Genomic DNA, 20,549 nt, shown 5'->3' on the forward strand with positions numbered 1-20,549 from the left:
ACCGCCGGCTGACAGACCCGGGAGCATCGCAGCGAGCGCCGGCGAGCGAGGAGCGCACCGGGTCGCGGAAGCCGGCCAGTGGGCACCGCCGGCTGACCCTGCGTCCCGAGGGCCCCGCCGGGAGCGACCGGGTGGGCGGTCTGGTCACCTGGCCGGCCACCCGGCCGCTGCTGGCCGACGTCGTGCCGGTCTTCGACCGGCTCGGGGTGCGGGTGGCCGACGCCGCCGCCGTCCCCGGGGACGACGGCGCGCCGGCCACCCGGCTGGAGCTGCTGCTGCCGCCCGGCACGGCGGCGGCCACGGCACTGCCCCGCCTGGAGCAGGCCCTGGCCGCGGCCTGGGCCGGGGAGACCGAGCTCGACGGGCTCTCCCGGCTGACCGTCGGCGCCGGCCTGCCGGTCCCGGACGTCGCCGTGCTGCGCGCCGCCTGCCGCTACCTCGCGCAGGTGGGGCTGGGCCTGTCCCGCGGCTACGTGGAGGAGACGGTGCTCGCCGCGCCGGAGTTCGCCCGCGCGCTGCTGGCCTCCTTCGCGGCGAGGCACGACCCCGACGCCGCCGACCCCGCGGCCGCCGCGGCGGCGGCCGACCACCTCGCCGAGCTGCTCACCCGCACGACGAGCCTGGACCAGGACCGCATCCTGCGCGGCTTGCGCGACGTGCTGGGCGCCGTGGTGCGCACCAACCGCTACCAGACCGACGCCGCCGGGGCGCCCCGCCCGGCACTGGCGCTGAAGATCGCCTCCGCGGAGCTGGACCTGCTGCCCCGGCCGCGGCCGGAGGTCGAGACCTTCGTGTGCTCGCCGTCGATGGAGGGGCTGCACCTGCGCGGCGCCTGCGTCGCCCGCGGCGGGCTGCGCTGGTCCGAGCGCCCGGAGGACTTCCGCACCGAGGTGCTCGGCCTGGTCAAGGCGCAGATGGTCAAGAACGCGGTGATCGTGCCGGCCGGCGCCAAGGGGGCGTTCGTCGTCCGGCAGGACCTGCGCGGCCTGGACCGCGCGGCGGTGCAGGCGCGGGTGGCCGACGCGTACCGCACCTTCGTCGGCGCGCTGCTCGACGTCACCGACGACCGGGACGGCGACCGGGTCGTGCACCCGCCGCGCACCGTCGTCCACGACGGCGACGACCCCTACCTGGTGGTGGCCGCCGACAAGGGGACGGCGACCTTCTCCGACCTGGCCAACGAGGTGTCCGAGCGCCGCGGCTTCTGGCTGGGCGACGCGTTCGCCTCCGGCGGCTCGAGCGGCTACGACCACAAGGCCATGGGCATCACCGCCCGCGGCGCGTGGGTGTCGGTGCGCCGGCACCTGCGCGAGCTGGGCGTGGACCCCGACGGCCCGCTGACGGCGGTCGGCGTCGGCGACATGTCCGGCGACGTCTTCGGCAACGGGATGCTGCTGTCCGACGAGCTGCGGCTGGTGGCGGCCTTCGACCACCGGCACGTCTTCCTCGACCCGGACCCCGACCCCGCGCGGTCCGCGGCCGAGCGCCGCCGGCTGTTCGCGCTGCCGGGCTCGTCGTGGCACGACTACGACCGCGGCGCCCTGTCCGCGGGCGGCGGCGTGCACCGCCGCGACGCCAAGCGGGTGCCGCTCTCGCCGCAGGTGCGGGCCCGCCTCGGGGTGGACGCCGAGGAGCTGTCGCCGGCCGAGCTGGTGCGGGCGGTGCTGCGGGCGCCGGTCGACCTGCTGTGGAACGGCGGCATCGGCACCTACGTCCGCGCCGCCGACGAGACCGACGCGCAGGTCGGCGACCGCGCCAACGACGCCGTCCGCGTGACCGCCGACGAGCTGCGCTGCCGGGTGGTGGGGGAGGGCGGCAACCTGGGCCTGACCCAGCGCGCCCGCATCGCCGCGGCACGGGCCGGGGTGGCGCTGAACACCGACTTCATCGACAACTCCGCCGGCGTGGACACCTCCGACCGCGAGGTCAACCTCAAGGTCCTGCTGGCCGGGGTGCCGCGCGCCGAGCGGGACGCGGTGCTGCGCTCGGTCGAGGACGAGGTGGCCGCGGCGGTGCTCGCGGACAACGCGCTGCAGGCCCGGGCGCTGTCGGTGTGCGCGGCCCAGGCGCCGTTCCTGCTCGACCGGCACGCGCAGCTGATCGGCGACCTCGAGCGGCAGGGCCTGGACCGCGACCTGGAGGGGTTGCCGTCGGAGGCGGAGGTCGAGCGGCTGCGGCAGGCGGGGGCCGGCCTCACCCGGCCCGAGGCCGCGGTGCTGCTCGCCCACTCCAAGAACCTGGTGCGCGAGGAGCTGCTGGCCAGCGACCTGCCCGACGACCCGTCGGTGGCCGGGGTGCTGGCGGCCTACTTCCCGCGGGCGGTGCGCGAGCGCTGGCCCGACCGGGTGGCCGGTCACCCGCTGGCCCGCGAGATCACCGCCACCCAGCTGGCCAACGACCTGGTCAACCGGGTGGGCCCGGGCTTCCTGCTGCGGCTGGAGGAGCGCCACGGCGTCCCCACCCCGGTGGCGGCCCGCGCCTACACGGTGGCCACCCGGGTGCTCGACCTCGGTTCCCTGTGGGCGCTGGTGGACGACGACGTGCCGCTGGCCGTGGAGCGGCTGGCGCTGCCCGAGCTGCAGGCGGCCACCGAGCGCGCGGCCGACCGGCTGCTGGCGGCCCACCCCGACCCGGCGGCGCTGACCGCGGCGGCACCGGCGCTGGCCGCGGTCGTCGCCGAGCTCGAGCCGGCCGCGTGGCTGGCCCGGCCGGGTGCCGCGGGCGACCGGGCCCGCGCGCTGCAGGCCGAGCTGACCGCCGCGGGCGCGCCCCCGGAGCTCGCCGCACGGGTCGCCGTCCTGGGGTGCCAGACCGACCTCGTCGACCTGGCCGGGGTGGCCCGCACCGCGGGGGTCGGCATCGGCCGGGCGGTCGAGGCCGACGCCGCCGTCGAGGAGCTGCTGGCGCTCCCGCGGGTGCACGCCTGGACCGCGGAGGAGGCCGGCATCTCGCACTGGGCCGTCGCCGCCCGCGCGGCCCTGCGGGAGGAGGTGGACCAGCTGCGGTGGGCCCTCGTGGCGGCGCTGCTCCGGGACGCCGACGGCGACGCGGCCGCCTTCGCCGAACGGCACGCCGGGGCGCTGGACCGCTTCACCGCCGTGCGCCGGCAGGCCGGGTCCGCCCGCGACGACGTCCTGGGCCGGGCGTGCGTGGTGGTCGCGGAGCTGCGCCGCTTGGTGCGGACCGTGGGCTGACGGTGCCTCCGGCTGGCCCACGAGACGCAGCACCTCGGCGGGAGCTCCACCGCTGCTCACAGGAGGAAGCAGCGGTGGAGCTCCCGCGGACGTGGATCGGTGGCCACGGCGCCGGGGCGCAATCCGTGCCGGCGGACCCCGACGGGGGCGAGGAGCGGACGGGGGCGCGACGCCCCACCAGTGGACACCGTCGGCTGGGGTTCCCCCGGACGGAGGGCGGCCGGGCCCCGAGGTGGTCGTTACCATCCGGGGGCCCGGAACCGCCGGGTCTGTCGTGACCGAGGCGGGAGGGGACCGGTGACCATCCGTCGGCAGTTCGTGCTGGACGACGTCTCGCGGGCGATCATCGAGCAGCTGCAGGAGGACGGCCGCCGTCCCTACGCGCGCATCGCCGCGGCGGTCGGGCTGTCGGAGGCCGCCGTCCGGCAGCGCGTGCAGCGGCTGCTCGACGCCGGCGTCATGCAGATCGTCGGCGTCACCGACCCGCTGCAGGTCGGCTTCTCGCGGCAGGCGATGGTCGGGGTGCGCACCAGCGGCGACGCCCGTGCGGCCGCCGAGCGCATCGCCGCGTTCACCGAGGTCGACTACGTCGTCATCACCGCGGGCTCGGTCGACCTGCTGGTGGAGGTCGTCTGCGAGGACGACGACCAGCTGCTCGACGTCGTCGCCCGCATCCGCGCGGTGGAGGGCGTGGAGTCCACCGAGACCCACCTCTACCTGGGCCTGGCCAAGCAGACCTACGCCTGGGGCACCCGCGGGCCGCAGGGCCCGACGTCGTCCGACGCCGGGCTCTGAGGCCCGGGCTCAGGCGCGGTTGAGCGCCAGGACCGACAGCAGCTCGTAGCCCACGTGGGCCGCGGCGATGCCGGTGAGCTCGGCGTGGTCGTAGGGCGGGGACACCTCGACGATGTCGGCGCCGACGACGTCGAGCCCGACCAGCCCACGCAGCGTGTTGAGCAGCTCGCGGCTGGTGAGCCCGCCGGCCTCCGGCGTCCCCGTGCCGGGCGCGTGGGCCGGGTCCAGGACGTCGATGTCCACCGACACGTAGACCGGGCCGCCGGCCAGCCGGCTGCGCATCCGCTCCACGATGCTGCGCACGCCGTCGACCTCGTAGTCGTCGGAGCGGATCACCTGGAAGCCGAGGACGGCGTCGTCCTCGAGGTCCTGCTTGCTGTACAGCGGGCCGCGGATGCCCATGTGCAGCGAGCGCTCCAGGTCGATCAGCCCCTCCTCGCTGGCGCGGCGGAACGGCGTGCCGTGCGTGTAGGGGGCGCCGAAGTAGGTGTCCCACGTGTCGAGGTGGGCGTCGAAGTGCAGGACGGCGACCGGCCCGTGGTCACGCGCCAGCGAGCGCAGGATCGGCAGCGCGATGGTGTGGTCGCCGCCGATGGTGAGCAGCTGGGCGCCGTCGGAGCGCAGTGCGGTCACCTCGCGGTCGATGGTCTCGATCGCCTCGCCGAGGTCGAACGGGTTGACGCCGATGTCGCCGGCGTCGGCCACCTGCTGGGTGCCGAACGGCGTGGCGTCCAGCGCCGGGTTGTAGGGCCGCAGCAGCTTGGAGCCCGCCCGCACGTGGCCGGGGCCGAAGCGGGCGCCGGGCCGGTAGCTGACCCCGGAGTCGAACGGCACCCCGAGGACGGCGACGTCGGCGCGGGAGACCTCGTCCACCCGCGGCAGCCGGGCGAAGGTGGCCGGCCCGGCGTAGCGGGGGACCCGCGTGGCGTCGACGGGGCCGATCGGGGTCTGGTCTTCCACGGGCTCTCCTCGGGTCTGCGGGAGCGGCGGGTCCGGGGGACCGGCGCCGCCGATCCCCCGTCCGGGTCGCCCGTCACTGTCAACTCGTGTTTCCCATTTGTCAACGCCTGCTCGGCAACTAGGGTCCGCGGAGGACCGGGAGGTGGCGATGGAGGCAGCAGTGACCGACGCGGGCCCGCCGCGCATCGGCGGGCGGCTCAAGGCGGCCCGGCAGGCGCGCCGGCTGACGCTCACCGACGTGGCCGAGGCCAGCGGGCTGACCAAGGGGTTCCTCAGCAAGCTGGAGCGCGACCAGGCCAGCGCCTCGGTGGCCGCGCTGGTGCGGGTGTGCGCCGCGCTGGAGATCTCGCCGGGCAGCCTCTTCGAGGCCGCGCCCGGTGGCGAGGCCGTGCGGGCCGGCAGCTACCCGCCCATCGCCTTCGGCGGGCAGGGGCTGACCGAGTTCCTGCTCACGCCCTCGGGGGAGCGGCGGCTGCAGGCCATCCTGTCCGAGATCGCCCCGGGTGGCGGGAGCGGCGAGGAGACCTACGCCCTGCCGGCCGAGGTCGAGTTCGTCTTCGTCCTCGAGGGCGACCTCGAGGTGACGGTCGGCGGCGAAGTCACGGCGCTGGGCCGCGGCGACGCGTTCACCTTCTCGCCCGGCACCGAGCACGGCTTCCGCTCGCTGCGGAGGGACGGCACCACCCGGGTGCTGTGGGTCTTCGCTCCCGCCCTGCCGATCGGGCGGGAGCCGATCTAGGAAACACTGGTTGACAGCAGGTCAACCTGTGGTGATGCTCTCTGCGATCCAGACCACAGCACCAGCCGCAGAGGAGCACCCGTGAGCACAGTCAGCGCCGACCCGGGCCGCGCGGCCCCGGTCCGCAGTCAGCTCTTCCGGCTCAAGCCGGTCGACGCGATCGTCGCCCAGCACCAGGAGACGGGGGGCTCCGGGCTGCGCCGCTCCATGGGCCTGCTCCAGCTCACCGCGCTGAGCATCGGCGCCACCCTCGGCACCGGCATCTTCGTCATCCTCGGCGAGGCGGTGCCGCTGGCCGGCCCGGCCGTCGTGCTCGGCTTCGTGCTCGCCGCGGTGACCGCGCTGTTCAGCGCGCTGTCCTACGCCGAGCTGGCCGGCAGCATCCCCGTCTCGGGGTCGTCGTACTCCTACACCTACGCCACCATGGGCGAGCTCGTCGCCTGGGTCTGCGGCTGGTGCCTGATGCTGGAGTACGGGGTCTCGGTGGCCGCCGTCGCGGTCGGCTGGGGCGCCTACATCGACGACCTCGCCGCCGGGACGATCGGCGCGGTGCTGCCCGAGGCGCTGTCCGCGCCGCCCGGCGACGGCGGCGTGGTGAACGTCCCCGCCGTGGTCGTCGTCCTGCTCGCGATGGTGCTGCTGCTGCGCGGCACCAGCGAGAGCGCGAAGGTCAACACCGCGATGGTCGTGCTCAAGGTCGGCGTCCTGCTGTTCTTCTGCGCGGTCGCCTTCACCGCCTTCCGCGCCGGCAACCTGGCGCCGTTCGTCCCCATGGGCGTCGCCGGGGTCACCGCCGCGGCCTCGCAGGCCTTCTTCTCCTACATCGGCTTCGACGCCGCCTCGACCGCCGGCGACGAGGCCCGCGACGCCCGCCGCGACCTCCCGCGCGCCATCGTGCTGTCGCTGGCCGTGGTCACCGTCGTCTACGTCCTGGTGGCCCTGGCCGCCGTCGGCGCGGTGCCGTGGCCGCAGATCAGCGGTTCGGAGGCCGCGCTGGCCGACGTCCTCAGCATCGCGACCGGGCAGACCTGGACGGCGGTCCTGCTCTCGATCGGCGCCGTCATCGCGATCGCCAGCGTCGTCCTGACCGTGCTCTACGGGCAGACCCGCATCCTCTACGCGATGTCGCGCGACGGCCTGGTGCCGCCGGTGTTCTCCAGGGTCAGCGCCCGCCGCCGGATCCCGGTGGCCAACACCGTCATCGTCAGCGTCCTCATCGCGCTGCTCGCCGGCCTGGTCCCGCTCGGCGAGCTGGCCAACGCCACGAGCATCGGCACGCTGTTCGCCTTCGCGCTGGTCAACGTCGGCGTCATCCTGCTCCGCCGCACGCGGCCGGACCTGCCGCGCACCTTCCGGACCCCGCTGTACCCGCTGACCCCGGTGCTCGGCGTGCTGTTCTGCGTCCTGCTGGTGTTCGGCCTGGGGACGGCGACCTGGCTGGTGTTCCTCGCGTGGATGCTGGTGGGGCTGGCCGTCTACTTCGGCTACGGGTACCGCCACTCGGCGCTGCGGACCCCGCCGGCCGGCGCCTGACCACGAGGGGGGAACCGTGCGCATCGCACTGCTGCAGGGGCCGGCCCAGACGCCCGATCCCGACGCCGGCCTGGCCGCGGTCGCCGACGCCGCCCGCCGGGCGGCCGAGGCCGGGGCCCGGCTGCTGGTGACGCCGGAGATGTCGCTGACCGGCTACGCCATCGGCGCCCAGCGGGTCGGTGAGCTGGCCGAGCCGGTGCCCGGCCCGCTCACCGACCGGGTGGCCGCGATCGCCGCCGAGCACGGCCTGGCGATCGCGGTCGGGCTGCCGGTGCGCACGCCGGCCGGTGTGGCCAACACCGTGGTGGTCGTCGACCGCGACGGCGGCCTGCTGGCCGGCTACGCCAAGGCGCACCTGTACGGCGACGTCGACCGCGACGCCTTCGTGCCCGGGAACGTCGGGGTCGTGCAGTTCCGGCTCGACGACCTCACCGTCGGCATCCTGGTCTGCTACGACGTCGAGTTCCCCGAGGCGGTGCGCGCGCACGCCCTCGCCGGCACCGAGCTGCTCGTCGTCCCCACCGGGCTGATGGACCCCTACGGCCACGTCGGCACGGTGCTCGTGCCGGCCCGCGCCTACGAGAGCCAGCTGTTCGTCGCCTACGCCAACCGCACGGGTGCCGAGGCGGAGTTCGTCTACTGCGGCGCCAGCTGCGTGGTCGCCCCCGACGGCACCGAGCTGGCGCGGGCCGGCCGGGGCGAGGAGCTGCTGCTCGCCGACGTCGACCCCGCCGTCCTCACCGCCTCCCGCCGGGTGAACACCCACCTGGCCGACCGCCGTCCCGAGCTCTACCCCACGGAGACCCCCGCATGACCTCCGCCATCCCCGTCGCCGCCCACGAGCCGGGCGAGGAGCGCCCGGCCCGGCCGCTGACGATGTTCGGCCCGGACTTCCCCTTCGCCTACGACGACTGGCTGGCCCACCCGGCCGGGCTCGGCGAGGTGCCCGAGTCCCAGCGCGGCACCGAGGTCGCCGTCATCGGCGGCGGCCTGTCCGGCATCGTCACCGCCTACGAGCTGATGCGGCTGGGCCTCAAGCCGGTCGTCTACGAGGCCCACGAGATCGGCGGCCGGCTGCGTTCCACGCCGTTCGAGGGCCACCCCGGCGTGGTGGCCGAGATGGGCGCGATGCGCTTCCCGCCGTCGTCGACGGCCCTCTTCTCCTACGTGCGCGACCTCGGCCTGCGGACGACGCGCTTCCCCAACCCGCTCGACGTCGCCACCCCGAGCACCGTGGTCGACCTCAAGGGCGAGACCCACTACGCGCGCACCCTGGACGACCTGCCGCCGCTCTACCGCGAGGTCGCCGACGCCTGGCACGAGACGCTCGTGCAGGGCGCCCGCCTGGAGGAGGTGCAGCAGGCGATCCGCGACCGCGACGTCAAGACGATCAAGGCGATCTGGGACGAGCTGGTCGAGCAGCTCGACGACACGACCTTCTACGGGTTCCTCGCCGCGTCGCCCGCGTTCCGCTCCTTCCGGCACCGCGAGGTGTTCGGCCAGGTCGGCTTCGGCACCGGCGGCTGGGACACCGACTACCCGAACTCGATGCTCGAGATCCTGCGGGTGGTCTACACCGCCGCCGACGACGACCACCTGTCGATCGCGGGCGGCTCCCAGCAGATCCCGGTCGGGCTGTGGCGCCGTGAGGTCGAGGCGCCGGTGCACTGGCCGGCCGGCACCAGCCTGGCGTCGCTGCACGCGGGCGGCCGGCCGCTGCCCGGGGTCACGCGGCTGCACCGGACCGCGCCCAACTGCCTGACCGTCACCGACGAGGCCGGCGGCATCCGGACCTACGCGGCGGCGGTCTTCACCGCGCAGAGCTGGAACCTGCTCTCCCGCATCGTCTGCGACGAGGAGCTGTTCCCGATCGACCACTGGACGGCGATCGAGCGCACCCACTACATGGGCTCCACCAAGCTGTTCTGCCTGGTCGACCGGCCGTTCTGGAAGGACGTCGACCCGCGGACCGGCCGGCACCGCATGAGCATGACGCTGTCGGACCGGATGACCCGGGGCACGTACCTGCTCGACCAGGGCGAGGGCAGGCCCGGGCTGATCTGCCTGAGCTACACCTGGGCCGACGACTCGCTGAAGTGGCTGCCGCTGTCGGCGACCGAGCGCATGGAGGTCATGCTGGCCTCGCTGCGCGAGATCTACCCCGACGTCGACCTGCGCCGGCACGTCATCGCCTCGCCGGTGACCGTGTCGTGGGAGTCCGAGCGCGACTTCATGGGCGCGTTCAAGGCCAACCTGCCCGGCCACTACCGCTACCAGCGGCGGCTGTTCACCCACTTCAAGCAGGACGAGCTGCCCGAGCAGTACCGCGGCCTGTTCCTCGCCGGCGACGACATCTCCTGGACCGCCGGCTGGGCCGAGGGTGCGGTGCAGACGGCGCTCAACGCGGTGTGGGGCGTCGTCCACCACCTCGGCGGGCGCAGCCACCCCGACAACCCCGGCCCGGGCGACCTGTTCGACGAGCTCGCGCCGGTGCGGCTGCCCGAGGACTGAGCACGACACACCCGGTGGGCGGGGGCTCCGCGCGGGCCCCCGCCCACCGGGGTCAACGCCCGGCCGGGACCGCCGTGTCGACCGGGTCCTCGTCGGTGAAGTCGACCTCCGGCGGCGCCTGCCGGAAGCCGCGGGTGAGGACGGCGAGGTACCCGACGCCGAGGGCCAGCCAGACCAGCCCGAGGGTGATGGCGGTGCCGTCGAGGTTGGTCAGCAGCCAGAGGTCCACCGCGGCGCCGACGGCCGGCACGACGACGTAGCCCAGGACGGGCAGCGGCTCGCCGGTCCGCCGCCGGCGCAGGAACAGCGCGATGACGCTGAGGTTCACCGCGGTGAAGGCGGTGAAGGCGCCGAAGTTGATGAACGAGGTCGACGTCGTCACGTCCAGCCGGAGGGCGACCAGCCCGACCAGGCCGGAGAGCAGGATGCCGGCGACCGGCGTGTGGAACCGCGGGTGGACGCGGCCGAAGACCCGCCGGGGCAGCACCGAGTCCCGCCCCATCGCGAACAGCAGCCGGGAGACGCTGGCCTGCGCAGCCAGGCCCGAGGCGAACTGGGCCACCACCAGGCCGGCGAGGAAGACCGCGCCGAACAGGCTGCCGCCGATGGCGCCGGCGATGTCGAAGGCCGCGGACGAGGAGTCCTCGAAGACGCCGCCCGGGTGGACCAGCTGGGTCACGTAGGCGACGAGGACGAAGATGCCGCCACCGATCAGGGCGACCAGCAGGATCGCGCGGGGGATGGTCCGGCGGGGGTCCCGGGTCTCCTCGGTCAGGGTGGTCACCGCGTCGAAGCCGAGGAAGGAGTACGCGGCGATGGCCGCGCCGGCCGCGATCCCGGAGACGGTGGAGTCCCCGTTCAGGAACGGCGTCACGGCGAAGAGGCTGCCCGCCCCCGAGCCGGCCACGAGGGAGCGGACCGCCAGCAGGACGAAGAAGACCAGCACGAGGATCTGGAAGGTCATCAGGACGGCGTTGGCCCGCTGCGCCACCTTGATGCCGAGGACGTTGAGCACCGTGGTCAGCACGATGAAGGCGAGCACCCAGAGGGGGAACGGCACCCCGGGGAACTGGGCGGACAGGTACGCCGCGCCGATGAGCCAGATGACCATCGGCAGGAAGAAGTAGTCGAGCAGGACCGCCCAGCCGACGAGGAACCCGGCGCGGGAGTCGATCGCCCGGCGCACGTAGGTGTAGGCGGAGCCGGCGACCGGATACGTGCGGGCCATGCGGCCGTAGCTGTAGGCGGTGAAGAGCATGGCCCCGAGGGCGAGCAGGTAGGCCGACGGGGTGGCCCCGGCCGTCGTCTCGGCGATGATGCCGAAGATCCCCAGGACGATCAGCGGGGTCATGTAGGCCAGGCCGAACAGGACGACGGCGCGCAGTCCGAGCGTCCTGGTCAGGGCGGGCTCGTGGGTGGGCATGGGTGCTCTCCGGAGGGGTGACGGGGGAGGACGGGGAGGCGTGGCCGTGCAGGGAGGGGTCAGCCGTCGGTGGCCGGACGCCACCGGCCGGGGTCCAGCCGGCCCTGGTAGAGCGGCAGGTCCAGCGGTGCGTCGTCCTCGGTGAACTGCGACCACATGCGGTTGAGGCCGGCCGTGCCGTAGGTGCGCACGCGGGTCACCGCGTCCAGGTCCAGGACGTCGGTCAGCACCGTCTCGGCCTCACTGGGTGCAGACGTCCGGACCAGACCCTCGGGGTCGACGACGAGGCTCCGGCCGGCGCCGTCGGGCGCCGCGGCGTTGACGCTGAGGACGTAGACCTGGTTGACGATGGCGTTGGCCCGGGCGAGCACCAGCTCCTGGGCCCGGTCGGCGGTCGTGGTCTTGACCGGGTTGACGACGACCTCCGCGCCCATCCACGCCAGGTGGCGGGTGACCTCGGGGAACCAGGCGTCGTAGCAGATGGAGAAGCCCAGGCGCCCGACGTCGGGGACGTCGAAGACCACGAACCGGTCCCCGGGGCGGTAGGGCTCGAACGGCCGCCACGGGAAGACCTTGCGGTAGGAGGCGGCCAGGGTGCCGTCGGGGCCGTAGGCCAGGGCGGTGTTGTAGAGCGCGCCGTCCTCGCCGCGCTCGCAGACGCTGCCGGGCAGGAGCCAGACGCCGAGGTCGCCCGCCAGCTCGGCGAGCATCTTGCCGCGGGGTCCGTCCAGCGGCTCTGCGGACGCCTCCAGCTGGGCCGCCTTCTCGGCCGGAGAGCCCTCGGTGCCGCAGAGGTGCAGCTCCGGGAGTGCGACGAGCCGGGTCTGCGGGAAGGTGGCGACCAGGTCGGCGACGGACTCCGCGAAGCCGGTGAGCGGGGCGGTCGCCGGGTGCGGTGCCGACTGGACCAGGGCGACGGGCAGTGCACGGGACAAGGCGATCCCCCGGAGGTCGAGGCTGCATCGAGGAGGGCGTGTGCCCGGGCTCACACGCCCGGTGCTGAGCGACAAAACTAGGCCAGAGTGAACAGTTAAACAAGGTGTTCACGAGGATCACTTTTAGTCGGCTCTCGGATACCGTGACGCCGTGCCGCCCCGCTCGGAGCCCTCAGCCGCCGCCTCCCCGGTCCGGTCACGCCCGGTCGACCTCGGGGCGCCGGCGCTGGTGGGCATCCGTCGGCTGACGGCGCTGGACACGGTCCGTGCGCGGATCGCACTCGCCGTCGACCTGGGTCTGCTCGGTCCCGGTGAGCGGCTCCCCGCCAGCGAGGAGATCGCCCGGACGCTGGGCGTGGGGGAGATGACCGTGCGGCGGGCGCTGGTGTCCCTGTGCCGCGACGGCGTGCTGGAGCGCCGTCCGGGCCGGGCCGGCGGCACGCTGGTCGCCGAGCGCCCGGCCCGAGGGGCCGTCCAGGAGATCGCCGCGTACGCCGCGTCGGCGACCGCGGTGCACCGGCTCATCGACCAGCGGGTCCTGGTCGAGTGCGGTGTGGCGCACCTGGCGGCGCGGGAGGCCGGCGAGGAGAGCCTCGCCCGGCTGCGGAGCCTGGTCGAGGAGATGGACGCCGCGGCGGCGTGGACGGACTTCCACGCTCTCGACCAGCGGTTCCACGAGGCCGTGGCCGCGGCGACCGGTCTGCCCGTCGAGCCCTACCGCGCGCTGCTCGAGGAGCTGTACGCGTACTTCCTCCCCTATCCGATCAGCCGTCTGCGGGCGTCCAACGACGAGCACCGCCGGCTGGTCGACGCGCTCGAGCGCAGGGACCCGGTCGCCGCGGTGGAGGTCGCCCGACGGCACGTGAGCGTCCTGCACGAGAGCATGTTCGTGGGGCTCCTGGACCAGGGGGACGACGGTCCGGGCTGACCCGCTCGGGGGTCGCGCCGGTGCTCCTGCCCGAGGAGCCGGTGCGACCGTCCGAGGACTGGTCCCGGTGTGCCGCGCGGCGGCCGCGCCGCGCCGGTCGGCTCATGGGCACGGGCACGAGCCGATCAGGCGAGGTCTGCCCCAGGCGGCCCCGACCAGCGCGACCCCGACGACCTTCGAACGGGCGGTTCGGGACGGTCCGGCCCTGTCGCGCCTGACTGCCGGTAGGACACCTCGGGACGGGGTTCGCGGGCAGTTGTCCGGACGCTCGGCGCGTCACCGCCGGCTGATCCTGGAGCGCGTGAACGATGTGCCCGCGACCACTTCGTCCACGAGCAGCTGGCCGCGGTGGTGGTGGCGGTCGCGGCCGACCTGCGGATGCCGTTCGAGCCCCGTCGGACTCGACATCCGCACACGATGCCAAGCGGAAGGGGCTCGGCCACATGAGCGGGTTGTCCCGGCGGGAGTTCCTGGAGTATGCGTCGGTAGCAGTGCTGGGGATCGGGCTGGGTCGTGGCCTGACCGGGTACGACCCTGCTGCTGGGAGCAGTGACAGGACCGGGCGGCTCATCGGCGACGGGTCGACCGCCGACACAGGCCCCCAGCCGCACCAGCCAGTGCCCGAGCGGCTGGAGCCAGGACAGACGCCGCCGCAGTTCGTCGTCTTCTCCTGGGACGGGGCGGCCAACCTGGACACCGGGCTGTTCCCGCGGTTCCGCTCGCTGGCGGCCGAGTACGGCGCGGCGATGACCTTCTTCCTCAGCGGCATCTACGCCCTGCCGTCCGAACACCGGATGCTGTACGCCCCGCCACGGCATCCGGTGGGCGCCTCGGACATCGAGTTCCTGTCCACCGCCGAGGTCGTCGCCACCATGAGCGAGGTCCGCGCCGCGTGGCTGGACGGTCACGAGATCGGCACCCACTTCAACGGGCACTTCTGCGGGGACGACGGGGTCGCGCTGTGGACGCCGGCCGACTGGGCCGATGAGATCGCCCAGGCCAAGCGGTTCGTGCAGACCTGGAAGACCACCACCGGGCTGACCGGTCGACCCGACGTGGCGCCGCTCCCCTTCGACTACGAGCGCGAGCTCATCGGCGGCCGCACCCCCTGCCTGCAGGGCCAGGAGGGGCTGCTGCCCACCGCTGCCGCGCTGGGCTGGAAGTACGACGCCAGCTCACCCGGTGGAGTGCAGGTCTGGCCCGACCAGCGGTTGGGCCTGTGGAACTTCCCACTGCAGGCTGTGCCGTTCCCCGACGCCCCCGCCGGTAAGGCCCGCCACGCCCTGGCGATGGACTACAACATCATGTACAAGCAGACCAACGGCGACACGGACGGCGACCCGGGCATGTACCCGACCTGGCGAGCCCAGGCCCGCGACGCCTACCTCGCAGGCTTCGAACGCGCCTACACCACCAACCGGGCGCCGCTGTTCATCGGCAACCACTTCGAGCAGTGGAACGGCGGCATCTACATGGACGCCATCGAGGAGGCCCTGGGCCGGATCGCCGAACAGCCTGACGTGCGCCTGGTGTCCTTCCGCCAACTCGTCGCCTGGCTGGAAGCCCAGGACCCGGCCACGCTCGCCCGGCTGCGGACGCTCTCGCCGGGTCAACCACCTCCCGACGGATGGCGCGCCTTCCTGGCGCCCTGATCATGGCCGTGGTGTCCATCAGGGCCCACGATGCCGCGTGGAGATCCCTGCGGGGGCAAAGGGGTCCCGAACCCGCGCCCGGTGCCAGTGAGGTGTTCTCGACGGACCGGCGCTGACGCCGTCCTGCGGCGCTGACGTGGCAGCTCGCCGGCGCGAGGGGGTGTCCCAGCACCAGGGACGGGGTCCTGCGACTCCGGGTGGGTTCTCCCCGAGGAACCGACCACGAGCGCGAGGACCCCGCGTGATCACCTGCTCCGCCACGCGATGTCCCCACCGACACCGCCACGCTGCTGACCGACCTGCTCGTCGCCGGACGTCGCCGCCACGGCGCCGGCATCGGCGTGCACACGCCGGCCGGGGGCAGCCCGCCTGGTCCCGAGCACCTCGACCCGCGATCAGCTGCTGACCCGGCTACGCGCCCAAGGCGAACGCGTCCGCCTCCAGAGCTTCGGGCCCCACCACCCCGTCCGGTCGGCGTCGTCCTGCCGGCCCGGGGGTCGAACTCGCCCGCGCCATGATCTCGGCGCCGATGCCCGGCTCGTGCTGCTGGGCGAACGCGTCGTCGATGCCGGCGTGGCCGAACGGGGCGTCGAGTGCCTGGCCCTCACCGGTGGCCAACCCGTCCAGCGACATGGGGAGGTCGTGGATGCGGGTCCGTGTCATCTGCTCGGCTGCCTGCCGCGGGTGGAGACCTCCGCCGGCCTCGGCATCCATCGGTCCGTGCGGCTCAGCTGCCGACGGTCGACCGGGTACGGCGCACCGCGCCGACCCCGCGTAACGCGGCCAGCAGCAGTGCCACGACCGCCAACAGTCCGGCGACCGGCCCGACCCACGCGGCCAGGCCGGTCGCGGGGGAGTGCACGTGCCCGCTGGGGACGGGCGGGTGGGCGACGAGCATCGCCGTCGTCAGGACGACGTGCGCGGCCCACGCCGCCCGGCTCGGCTGTCGCCACAGGTGCGCCGCGCACAGCAGGCAGGCCGCCGACAGCAGCGCCATCCCGGCGTGCGGAGCGGCGAGCAGCCCCAGTCCGTGCACCGCGGCGCACCCCGCCGCGGCCCCCGCCGCGCTGCGCGCGAGGAACCGCGGCAGGGCCGCCGCGTCGATCGGTTGGAGGGCTGCGCCGCTCATCGCTAGTGGCAGGAGCCCGGAGCGGGCGGCACGTCGAGCGCGGGGTTGCGGTCGAAGAAGCCGACCGGCTTGAGCTCGAAGGAGACGACGTCGACGGGCATGACCGGCCAGTCCTCGGGCCGCGGCACGTGGTGGATGCCGAACACGTGCCAGAGCACGAGGTCGGTGTCCACGAGCGGGCGGTCGGCCTCCTGCCAGACGGGCAGCCCCTCGTCCCGCCGGCTCTGGTTGCAGAACTCGCCGGAGGGCCAGCGCTCCTCCTCGTCGAACCGGCTCACCCACACCGGGTGGTCGATGACCTGCGCCCGCTGCCGGAACGGCGCGCTCGGGTCGGCCAGCGCGGGCAGTGCCGAGTTGGGGTAGAGCTTGTAGCCCGGCGCCGTCCCCAGGCGGTTGGGCTTGGTCCGGTTGACCACCTTGAAGCTGCGCTGGGTGGCGAAGTCGACGTCCAGCCGCCCCTCGGACTCGCTCTGCACCGCACGGCTGCGGGTGACCACGGCCAGGCCGTACGGGTTGTCCTCGGACACCGGCAGCGCCTCGCTCTCGGTGACGACGACGGTGTTCTCCGGGCCGTCGACCTCCATGTCCAGCCGGGCGACGACGAAGTGCTGGTGGATCGGCGCGTAGGTGCGCTCGTCGACGACGGTGCCGTAGGCCGGCGGGGTGTCCTCGTAGGCGCTGGTCACCATGATCCCGGTGGCCCGGACCTCGCACTGGATCGTGCCGTCCTGGTAGAAGCGCCAGTAGGTCAGGTACTCGTAGTTGGCCACCGTGGCGTGGAACGAGACGACCATCCGCCGCGACCGCCGCACCTCGGCGCCGGCCTGCTCGTCGACGTGCTTCCACAGCACGCCGTCGTCCTCCTCGTGCAGGCAGATGGCGTTCTCGATCGTGTACGGCTCGCCGCGGGTGTCGTGCAGGACGGCGTCGACGTAGGTGATGTCGCCGAGGCAGTCACAGCCGAGCTTGAGCGAGGTGGTCATGAAGCCCAGGCCCCACTCGCCGACGTCGAACGCGGTGCGCCGGTGGTGGTCGGGGCTGGGGTCGCGGTAGGGCACGACCATCTCGGCGAACGACATGCGGTGCGCGATCGGGCGGCCGTCGTAGGCGACCCGGTGGATCACCAGGCCCTCGCGGTGGTTGAAGCCCAGCCGCATCGACCACTTCTGCCAGCGCAGCTCGTGCCCGTCCAGCTCGAACGAGACGCCCTCCGGCTGGGTGATCTCCAGCGGCTTGACGTCGGTGCGCTGCTCGAGGCCGGGCACCAGCGAGGGCACGTACTCGCCCATGACGGCGGGCTGCGCCGGGGGCGCGGTGTCCTCGACGTGCAGCAGCTCCATCGTGTCGAGGTCGACGACGAAGTGCAGGCCCATGACCGGGTTGGCGTAGGGGTTGCCGCCCTTGACCGAGCGGCGCCAGACGTCGGTCCAGCCGACCCGGCGCTCCTGCAGCCCCTGGGGGATCAGCGAGTGCCCGTAGGCCCAGGTGTCGATGAGCACCAGGTCGAGGTCGGTGATGCCGCGCCTGGTGAGCGCCTCGACCACGACGGGGTGCTCGATCAGCACCTCGTGCGCCTCGTGCCACTCGTCGAGGGTCATGTTCGCCTGCTGGCCGGGCACCGCCTCCCACGAGACGACGGCGTCGTCGGTGAGCGAGACGACCGCCTTGTACGGCGTCCCCTCGTCGCGGCTCCAGGCGGTCACCCGGGCCTCGCGGCGGATCGGGTCGCCGGGGCGGAACGCGCGGACGACGTCCTTGGCCGGCTCGCGCAGCTCGATGGAGGCGAACCGCCAGCGCTCGTCGACCCCGCGGTCGCGACGCAGGATGGCCGCGGCGGCGCGGAACTCGTCGGCGGTCAGCGGGTCGAGCGGGTGCGGCGTGCCGGCGGTGGCGCGCGTGCCGGCCGAGCCGGTGCCGTGGCAGGACGTCGCGAGCTCGGTCATGACGGGTTCTCCTGGGTGGTGTCGGGGCGGTTCGCGAGCAGGGGGAGCGAGGGGTCCCAGCGGGTGCCGTCGCGGGCGTCGCGCCGGCGGCGGGCGATGGCCGAGAGCGCCTCGAGGACGACCCGGTTGGCCAGGGCCGCGGTGATGTCGGCGTGGTCGTAGGGCGGGCTGACCTCGACGACGTCGACGCCCACCACGGGCAGCTCGAGGCACAGCCGGCGGACGGCGTCCAGCAGCTGGCGCGCGGTCAGCCCGCCCGGCTCGGGGGTCCCGGTGCCGGGCGCGTGCCCGGGGTCGCAGACGTCGATGTCGACCGAGAGGAAGACGCCGTCGCACTCGTCGGTGGCGATGGCCGATGCCTCGGTCAGGCAGGCGTCCAGCCCCCGGTGGCCGATCTCGGTCATCTCGTAGGAGCGCATCCGCTGCGCCGCCATCCAGTCCAGCGTCTCCGGCGGCGGCCAGTAACCGCGCAGGCCGACCTGCAGGAACCGGTCGCCGCGCAGCGCCCCGGACTCGATGAGCCGGCGCATCGGCTGCCCGTGGCCCCACAGCGAGCCGAACTCGATGTCGCCGGTGTCGGCGTGGGCGTCGAAGTGGACCATCGAGACGCGCCCGTGGCCGAGCACGTTCGCCACGCCCTTGGCGTCGGCGAACGCGATCGAGTGGTCGCCGCCCAGCACCACCGGGATGGCGCCGGAGCGGGCCACCGTCTCGACCGCGGCCTCCAGCGCACCCAGGGCCGTCTCGATGTCGCCGGAGTACATCTCGACGTCCCCGGCGTCGAGCACCCGCAGGTCGCGCAGCCCGTCGGTGCGCAGCGCCAGGCTCGGCCGGGACCCGTCGTGGGCCAGGTAGTCGGTCATCCGGATCGCCTGCGGGCCGAAGCGGGTGCCCGGACGGTGCGAGGTGCCGCCGTCGAAGGGCGCGCCGAGCACGACGACGTCGGCGTCGGCGAACGATGTCGGGTCGGACAGGTCGCAGCGGTCGACGCCGAGGTAGGTGATGTCAGGCCCGAACTGGGCGCCGTAGCGCGTCATGGTGTCGAGGTCCGATCGGTCGTGCGGTGGGAGAGACGGCACGGCACACGCGCAGGATGGCGACGGAATCCGTGCTCGGAGCAAGGCTATACGACGGATCCCGTACCGCCAAGCCCCCGAGGTGGTCGGTCGGCGCAGTCACCCGCTGACCGTTGCGCCCCGGTGGACGATGCTGCCACCGACCGTGGTGAGGACCACGGGGGCATCGGCCAGTTCGTCGGGAGGCGCCTGCAGGGGGTCGACGGCGAAGGCCGTGAGGTCCGCGCGCATGCCCGGGGCGATGCGCCCCGAGCACCCGGCTTCGCCGGCCGCCCAGGCGGCCTGCGTGGTGTACCCCTCCAGGGCCATGAGCGGCGTCAGCCCCTGGTGCGGCTGCACGGGGGCGACGTCCGGCTCGCCCGCGGGACGGCGCAGCTGCGCGTCGGCGAGGACCCGCCGGGGGTCGAAGGGCGCCACGGGCCAGTCCGACCCCAGCACCAGGGGCACGCCAGCGTCGCGCAGGTCCCGGCAGCGCCAGGCGCGGCCGGCCCGCTCCGGGCCGAGCCGGGTGGACCAGTTGTCGGTGTGGTCGGCGCGGGTGAAGTGGGTGCAGTGGGTCGGCTGCATGCTGGCCACGACGCCCTGCCGCACGAAGGCCCCGATGAGCGCGCTCGGGAGCGTCTCGATGTGCTCGATGCGGTGCGCCCCGGCCGTCGGTCGGTCCAGCCCCGCCAGGGCGCTCAGGGCGTGGCGGACGCCGGCGTCGCCGATCGCGTGCGTGGCCGTCGGGACGCCCGCCGCGGCCAGCGCGCGCACGGCCCGGGCGTACTCCGCCGGCTCCGGCCAGAAGCTCTCGGTCGACTCGCCCAGCGCGTCGGGCTGCTCGAGCCAGGCGGTCCCGTTGTCGATGGTCCCGTCGATCATGAACTTGACCCCGCCGACGGCCCACCTGCGACCGCCCCGCCCCTGCAGCTCCACGAGCTCGGCCAGCCCGTCGGCGTCCACCCCGGGCAGGCACCACGGGGCGAAGCGCAGCCGCAGCGGCAGGTCCTGCGCCTCCTCCGCCGCCGCCACGACCGCGCGGCTGTCCCCGAGGAGGTCCATCACGTGGCCACCGGTCAGCCCGGTGGCCGCCATGGCCGCGAGGAGCTCGTGCAGCTGCCGGGCGCGCACCGGGAGCGGGTCGAGCGGGACGTGGTCCTGCACCAGGTCCATGGCTGCCGCCTCGAGGAGGAGGCCGGTGGGGCGGTCGGACCCGTCGCAGACGACGACGGCCCGCTGGGCGAACGACCGGGGGCCGTCCACCCCGGCGATCCGCAGCGCCCGGTCGGTCGCGAGCGCGGAGTGCGCGTCGAACAGCCGCACGAAGGCCGGCCGCCCGCCCACGGCCGCCTCGAGCGGGGCGTTGGTGACGGGGGAGCCCCCGAAGAGGTTGGGGTCCAGACCCCAGGCCTGGACCCACGCGTCCGGATCCCGGCCCGACGCCGCCGCGGCGAGCAGGTCCTGCGCCTCCTCCAGCGACCGGGCGCCGGAGAGGTCGACGTCCGCGGTCAGCTGCAGGCCCATCACCGGGTGCAGGTGGCCGTCGGTGAGGCCCGGCGTCAGCGTGCCCGGACCGAGGTCGACGACCTCGGTCCGGGCGCCGCGCCAGCCGGCGACGTCCCGGCGGGTGCCGGTGGCGACCACGAGGCCGCCGGCGATCGCGACCGCCTCCACCGGCGGGCCCCCGCCGGTCAGGGTGTGCACGGTGTCGGTCGTGAGGACCAGGTCGGCGTCCACAGGGGTCTCCGT

The 20,549-nt window shown here is 74.4% G+C and carries 16 protein-coding genes and 1 pseudogene; 9 read left to right on the forward strand and 8 right to left on the reverse strand.

What is annotated here, in order from left to right; genetic code table 11:
- Positions 1-131 precede the first annotated feature (131 nt).
- The gene (locus BLS21_RS16020; protein WP_091220575.1) at positions 132-3,194 is read left to right on the forward strand and encodes an NAD-glutamate dehydrogenase domain-containing protein; all 3,063 of its coding nucleotides are present in this window, start codon (positions 132-134) and stop codon (positions 3,192-3,194) included.
- A 297-nt stretch (positions 3,195-3,491) separates the two neighbouring features.
- On the forward strand, positions 3,492-3,989 hold the full coding sequence (locus tag BLS21_RS16025; protein WP_217636158.1) for an Lrp/AsnC family transcriptional regulator: 498 nt from the start codon (positions 3,492-3,494) through the stop codon (positions 3,987-3,989).
- Between the two features lie 9 nt (positions 3,990-3,998).
- Here the strand turns inward: BLS21_RS16025 and speB (BLS21_RS16030) are convergent, their stop codons facing one another.
- Positions 3,999-4,949 (reverse strand): agmatinase, encoded by a 951-nt coding sequence (speB, locus tag BLS21_RS16030; protein WP_091220577.1) that lies wholly within the window; start codon positions 4,947-4,949, stop codon positions 3,999-4,001.
- A 148-nt stretch (positions 4,950-5,097) separates the two neighbouring features.
- Between speB (BLS21_RS16030) and BLS21_RS16035 the strand changes: the two genes are divergently transcribed.
- The 4 genes from BLS21_RS16035 (at position 5,098) to BLS21_RS16050 (ending at position 9,732) form a co-directional block, all read left to right on the forward strand.
- On the forward strand, positions 5,098-5,688 hold the full coding sequence (locus tag BLS21_RS16035) for a helix-turn-helix domain-containing protein (RefSeq protein ID WP_091220807.1): 591 nt from the start codon (positions 5,098-5,100) through the stop codon (positions 5,686-5,688).
- An 81-nt stretch (positions 5,689-5,769) separates the two neighbouring features.
- On the forward strand, positions 5,770-7,221 hold the full coding sequence (locus BLS21_RS16040) for an amino acid permease (protein WP_091220581.1): 1,452 nt from the start codon (positions 5,770-5,772) through the stop codon (positions 7,219-7,221).
- Positions 7,222-7,237: 16 nt separating this feature from the next.
- A complete protein-coding gene (locus tag BLS21_RS16045) occupies positions 7,238-8,035 on the forward strand; it encodes a carbon-nitrogen hydrolase family protein (RefSeq protein ID WP_091220582.1) in 798 nt (265 codons plus the stop codon).
- The gene (locus BLS21_RS16050; protein ID WP_091220585.1) at positions 8,032-9,732 is read left to right on the forward strand and encodes a flavin monoamine oxidase family protein; all 1,701 of its coding nucleotides are present in this window, start codon (positions 8,032-8,034) and stop codon (positions 9,730-9,732) included. The genes BLS21_RS16045 and BLS21_RS16050 overlap by 4 nt, the downstream gene beginning before the upstream one ends.
- A 52-nt stretch (positions 9,733-9,784) precedes the next feature.
- Here the strand turns inward: BLS21_RS16050 and BLS21_RS16055 are convergent, their stop codons facing one another.
- Both BLS21_RS16055 and BLS21_RS16060 read right to left on the reverse strand, forming a co-directional pair.
- Positions 9,785-11,155 carry an APC family permease gene (locus tag BLS21_RS16055; protein ID WP_091220595.1) on the reverse strand — a complete coding sequence of 457 codons (1,371 nt, stop codon included), beginning with the start codon at positions 11,153-11,155 and terminating at the stop codon, positions 9,785-9,787.
- Positions 11,156-11,214: 59 nt separating this feature from the next.
- Positions 11,215-12,090: a carbon-nitrogen hydrolase family protein gene (locus BLS21_RS16060; protein ID WP_091220603.1), complete on the reverse strand. Its 876-nt coding sequence runs from the start codon at positions 12,088-12,090 to the stop codon at positions 11,215-11,217.
- A 151-nt stretch (positions 12,091-12,241) separates the two neighbouring features.
- Between BLS21_RS16060 and BLS21_RS16065 the strand changes: the two genes are divergently transcribed.
- The 3 genes and pseudogenes from BLS21_RS16065 to BLS21_RS24700 all read left to right on the forward strand — a co-directional run.
- Entirely contained in the window at positions 12,242-13,018 is a 777-nt protein-coding gene (locus tag BLS21_RS16065; protein WP_091220608.1) for a FadR/GntR family transcriptional regulator, read from the forward strand.
- A gap of 443 nt (positions 13,019-13,461) precedes the next feature.
- The gene (locus BLS21_RS16070; protein WP_091220610.1) at positions 13,462-14,670 is read left to right on the forward strand and encodes a polysaccharide deacetylase family protein; all 1,209 of its coding nucleotides are present in this window, start codon (positions 13,462-13,464) and stop codon (positions 14,668-14,670) included.
- Between the two features lie 323 nt (positions 14,671-14,993).
- Positions 14,994-15,102 (forward strand): annotated as a pseudogene (locus BLS21_RS24700) (IS5/IS1182 family transposase); the annotation flags it as partial.
- Here BLS21_RS24700 and BLS21_RS16075 read toward each other — a convergent pair.
- From BLS21_RS16075 to BLS21_RS16095, 5 genes are all read right to left on the reverse strand, one after another.
- Positions 15,082-15,333 carry a hypothetical protein gene (locus BLS21_RS16075; RefSeq protein ID WP_175479590.1) on the reverse strand — a complete coding sequence of 84 codons (252 nt, stop codon included), beginning with the start codon at positions 15,331-15,333 and terminating at the stop codon, positions 15,082-15,084. The pseudogene BLS21_RS24700 and the gene BLS21_RS16075 overlap by 21 nt on opposite strands.
- Positions 15,334-15,397: 64 nt before the next feature.
- A complete protein-coding gene (locus tag BLS21_RS16080; RefSeq protein WP_091220611.1) occupies positions 15,398-15,799 on the reverse strand; it encodes a hypothetical protein in 402 nt (133 codons plus the stop codon).
- A gap of 2 nt (positions 15,800-15,801) precedes the next feature.
- A complete protein-coding gene (locus BLS21_RS16085; RefSeq protein ID WP_091220612.1) occupies positions 15,802-17,742 on the reverse strand; it encodes a primary-amine oxidase in 1,941 nt (646 codons plus the stop codon).
- Positions 17,739-18,779 (reverse strand): agmatinase, encoded by a 1,041-nt coding sequence (gene speB / locus BLS21_RS16090; protein ID WP_091220615.1) that lies wholly within the window; start codon positions 18,777-18,779, stop codon positions 17,739-17,741. Before speB (BLS21_RS16090) ends, BLS21_RS16085 begins: the two co-directional genes overlap by 4 nt.
- A 138-nt stretch (positions 18,780-18,917) precedes the next feature.
- Positions 18,918-20,537 (reverse strand): amidohydrolase, encoded by a 1,620-nt coding sequence (locus BLS21_RS16095; protein WP_091220618.1) that lies wholly within the window; start codon positions 20,535-20,537, stop codon positions 18,918-18,920.
- Between the last annotated feature and the right edge of the window lie 12 nt (positions 20,538-20,549).

It is taken from the genome of Geodermatophilus siccatus (assembly GCF_900103785.1).
Lineage (GTDB): Bacteria > Actinomycetota > Actinomycetes > Mycobacteriales > Geodermatophilaceae > Geodermatophilus > Geodermatophilus siccatus.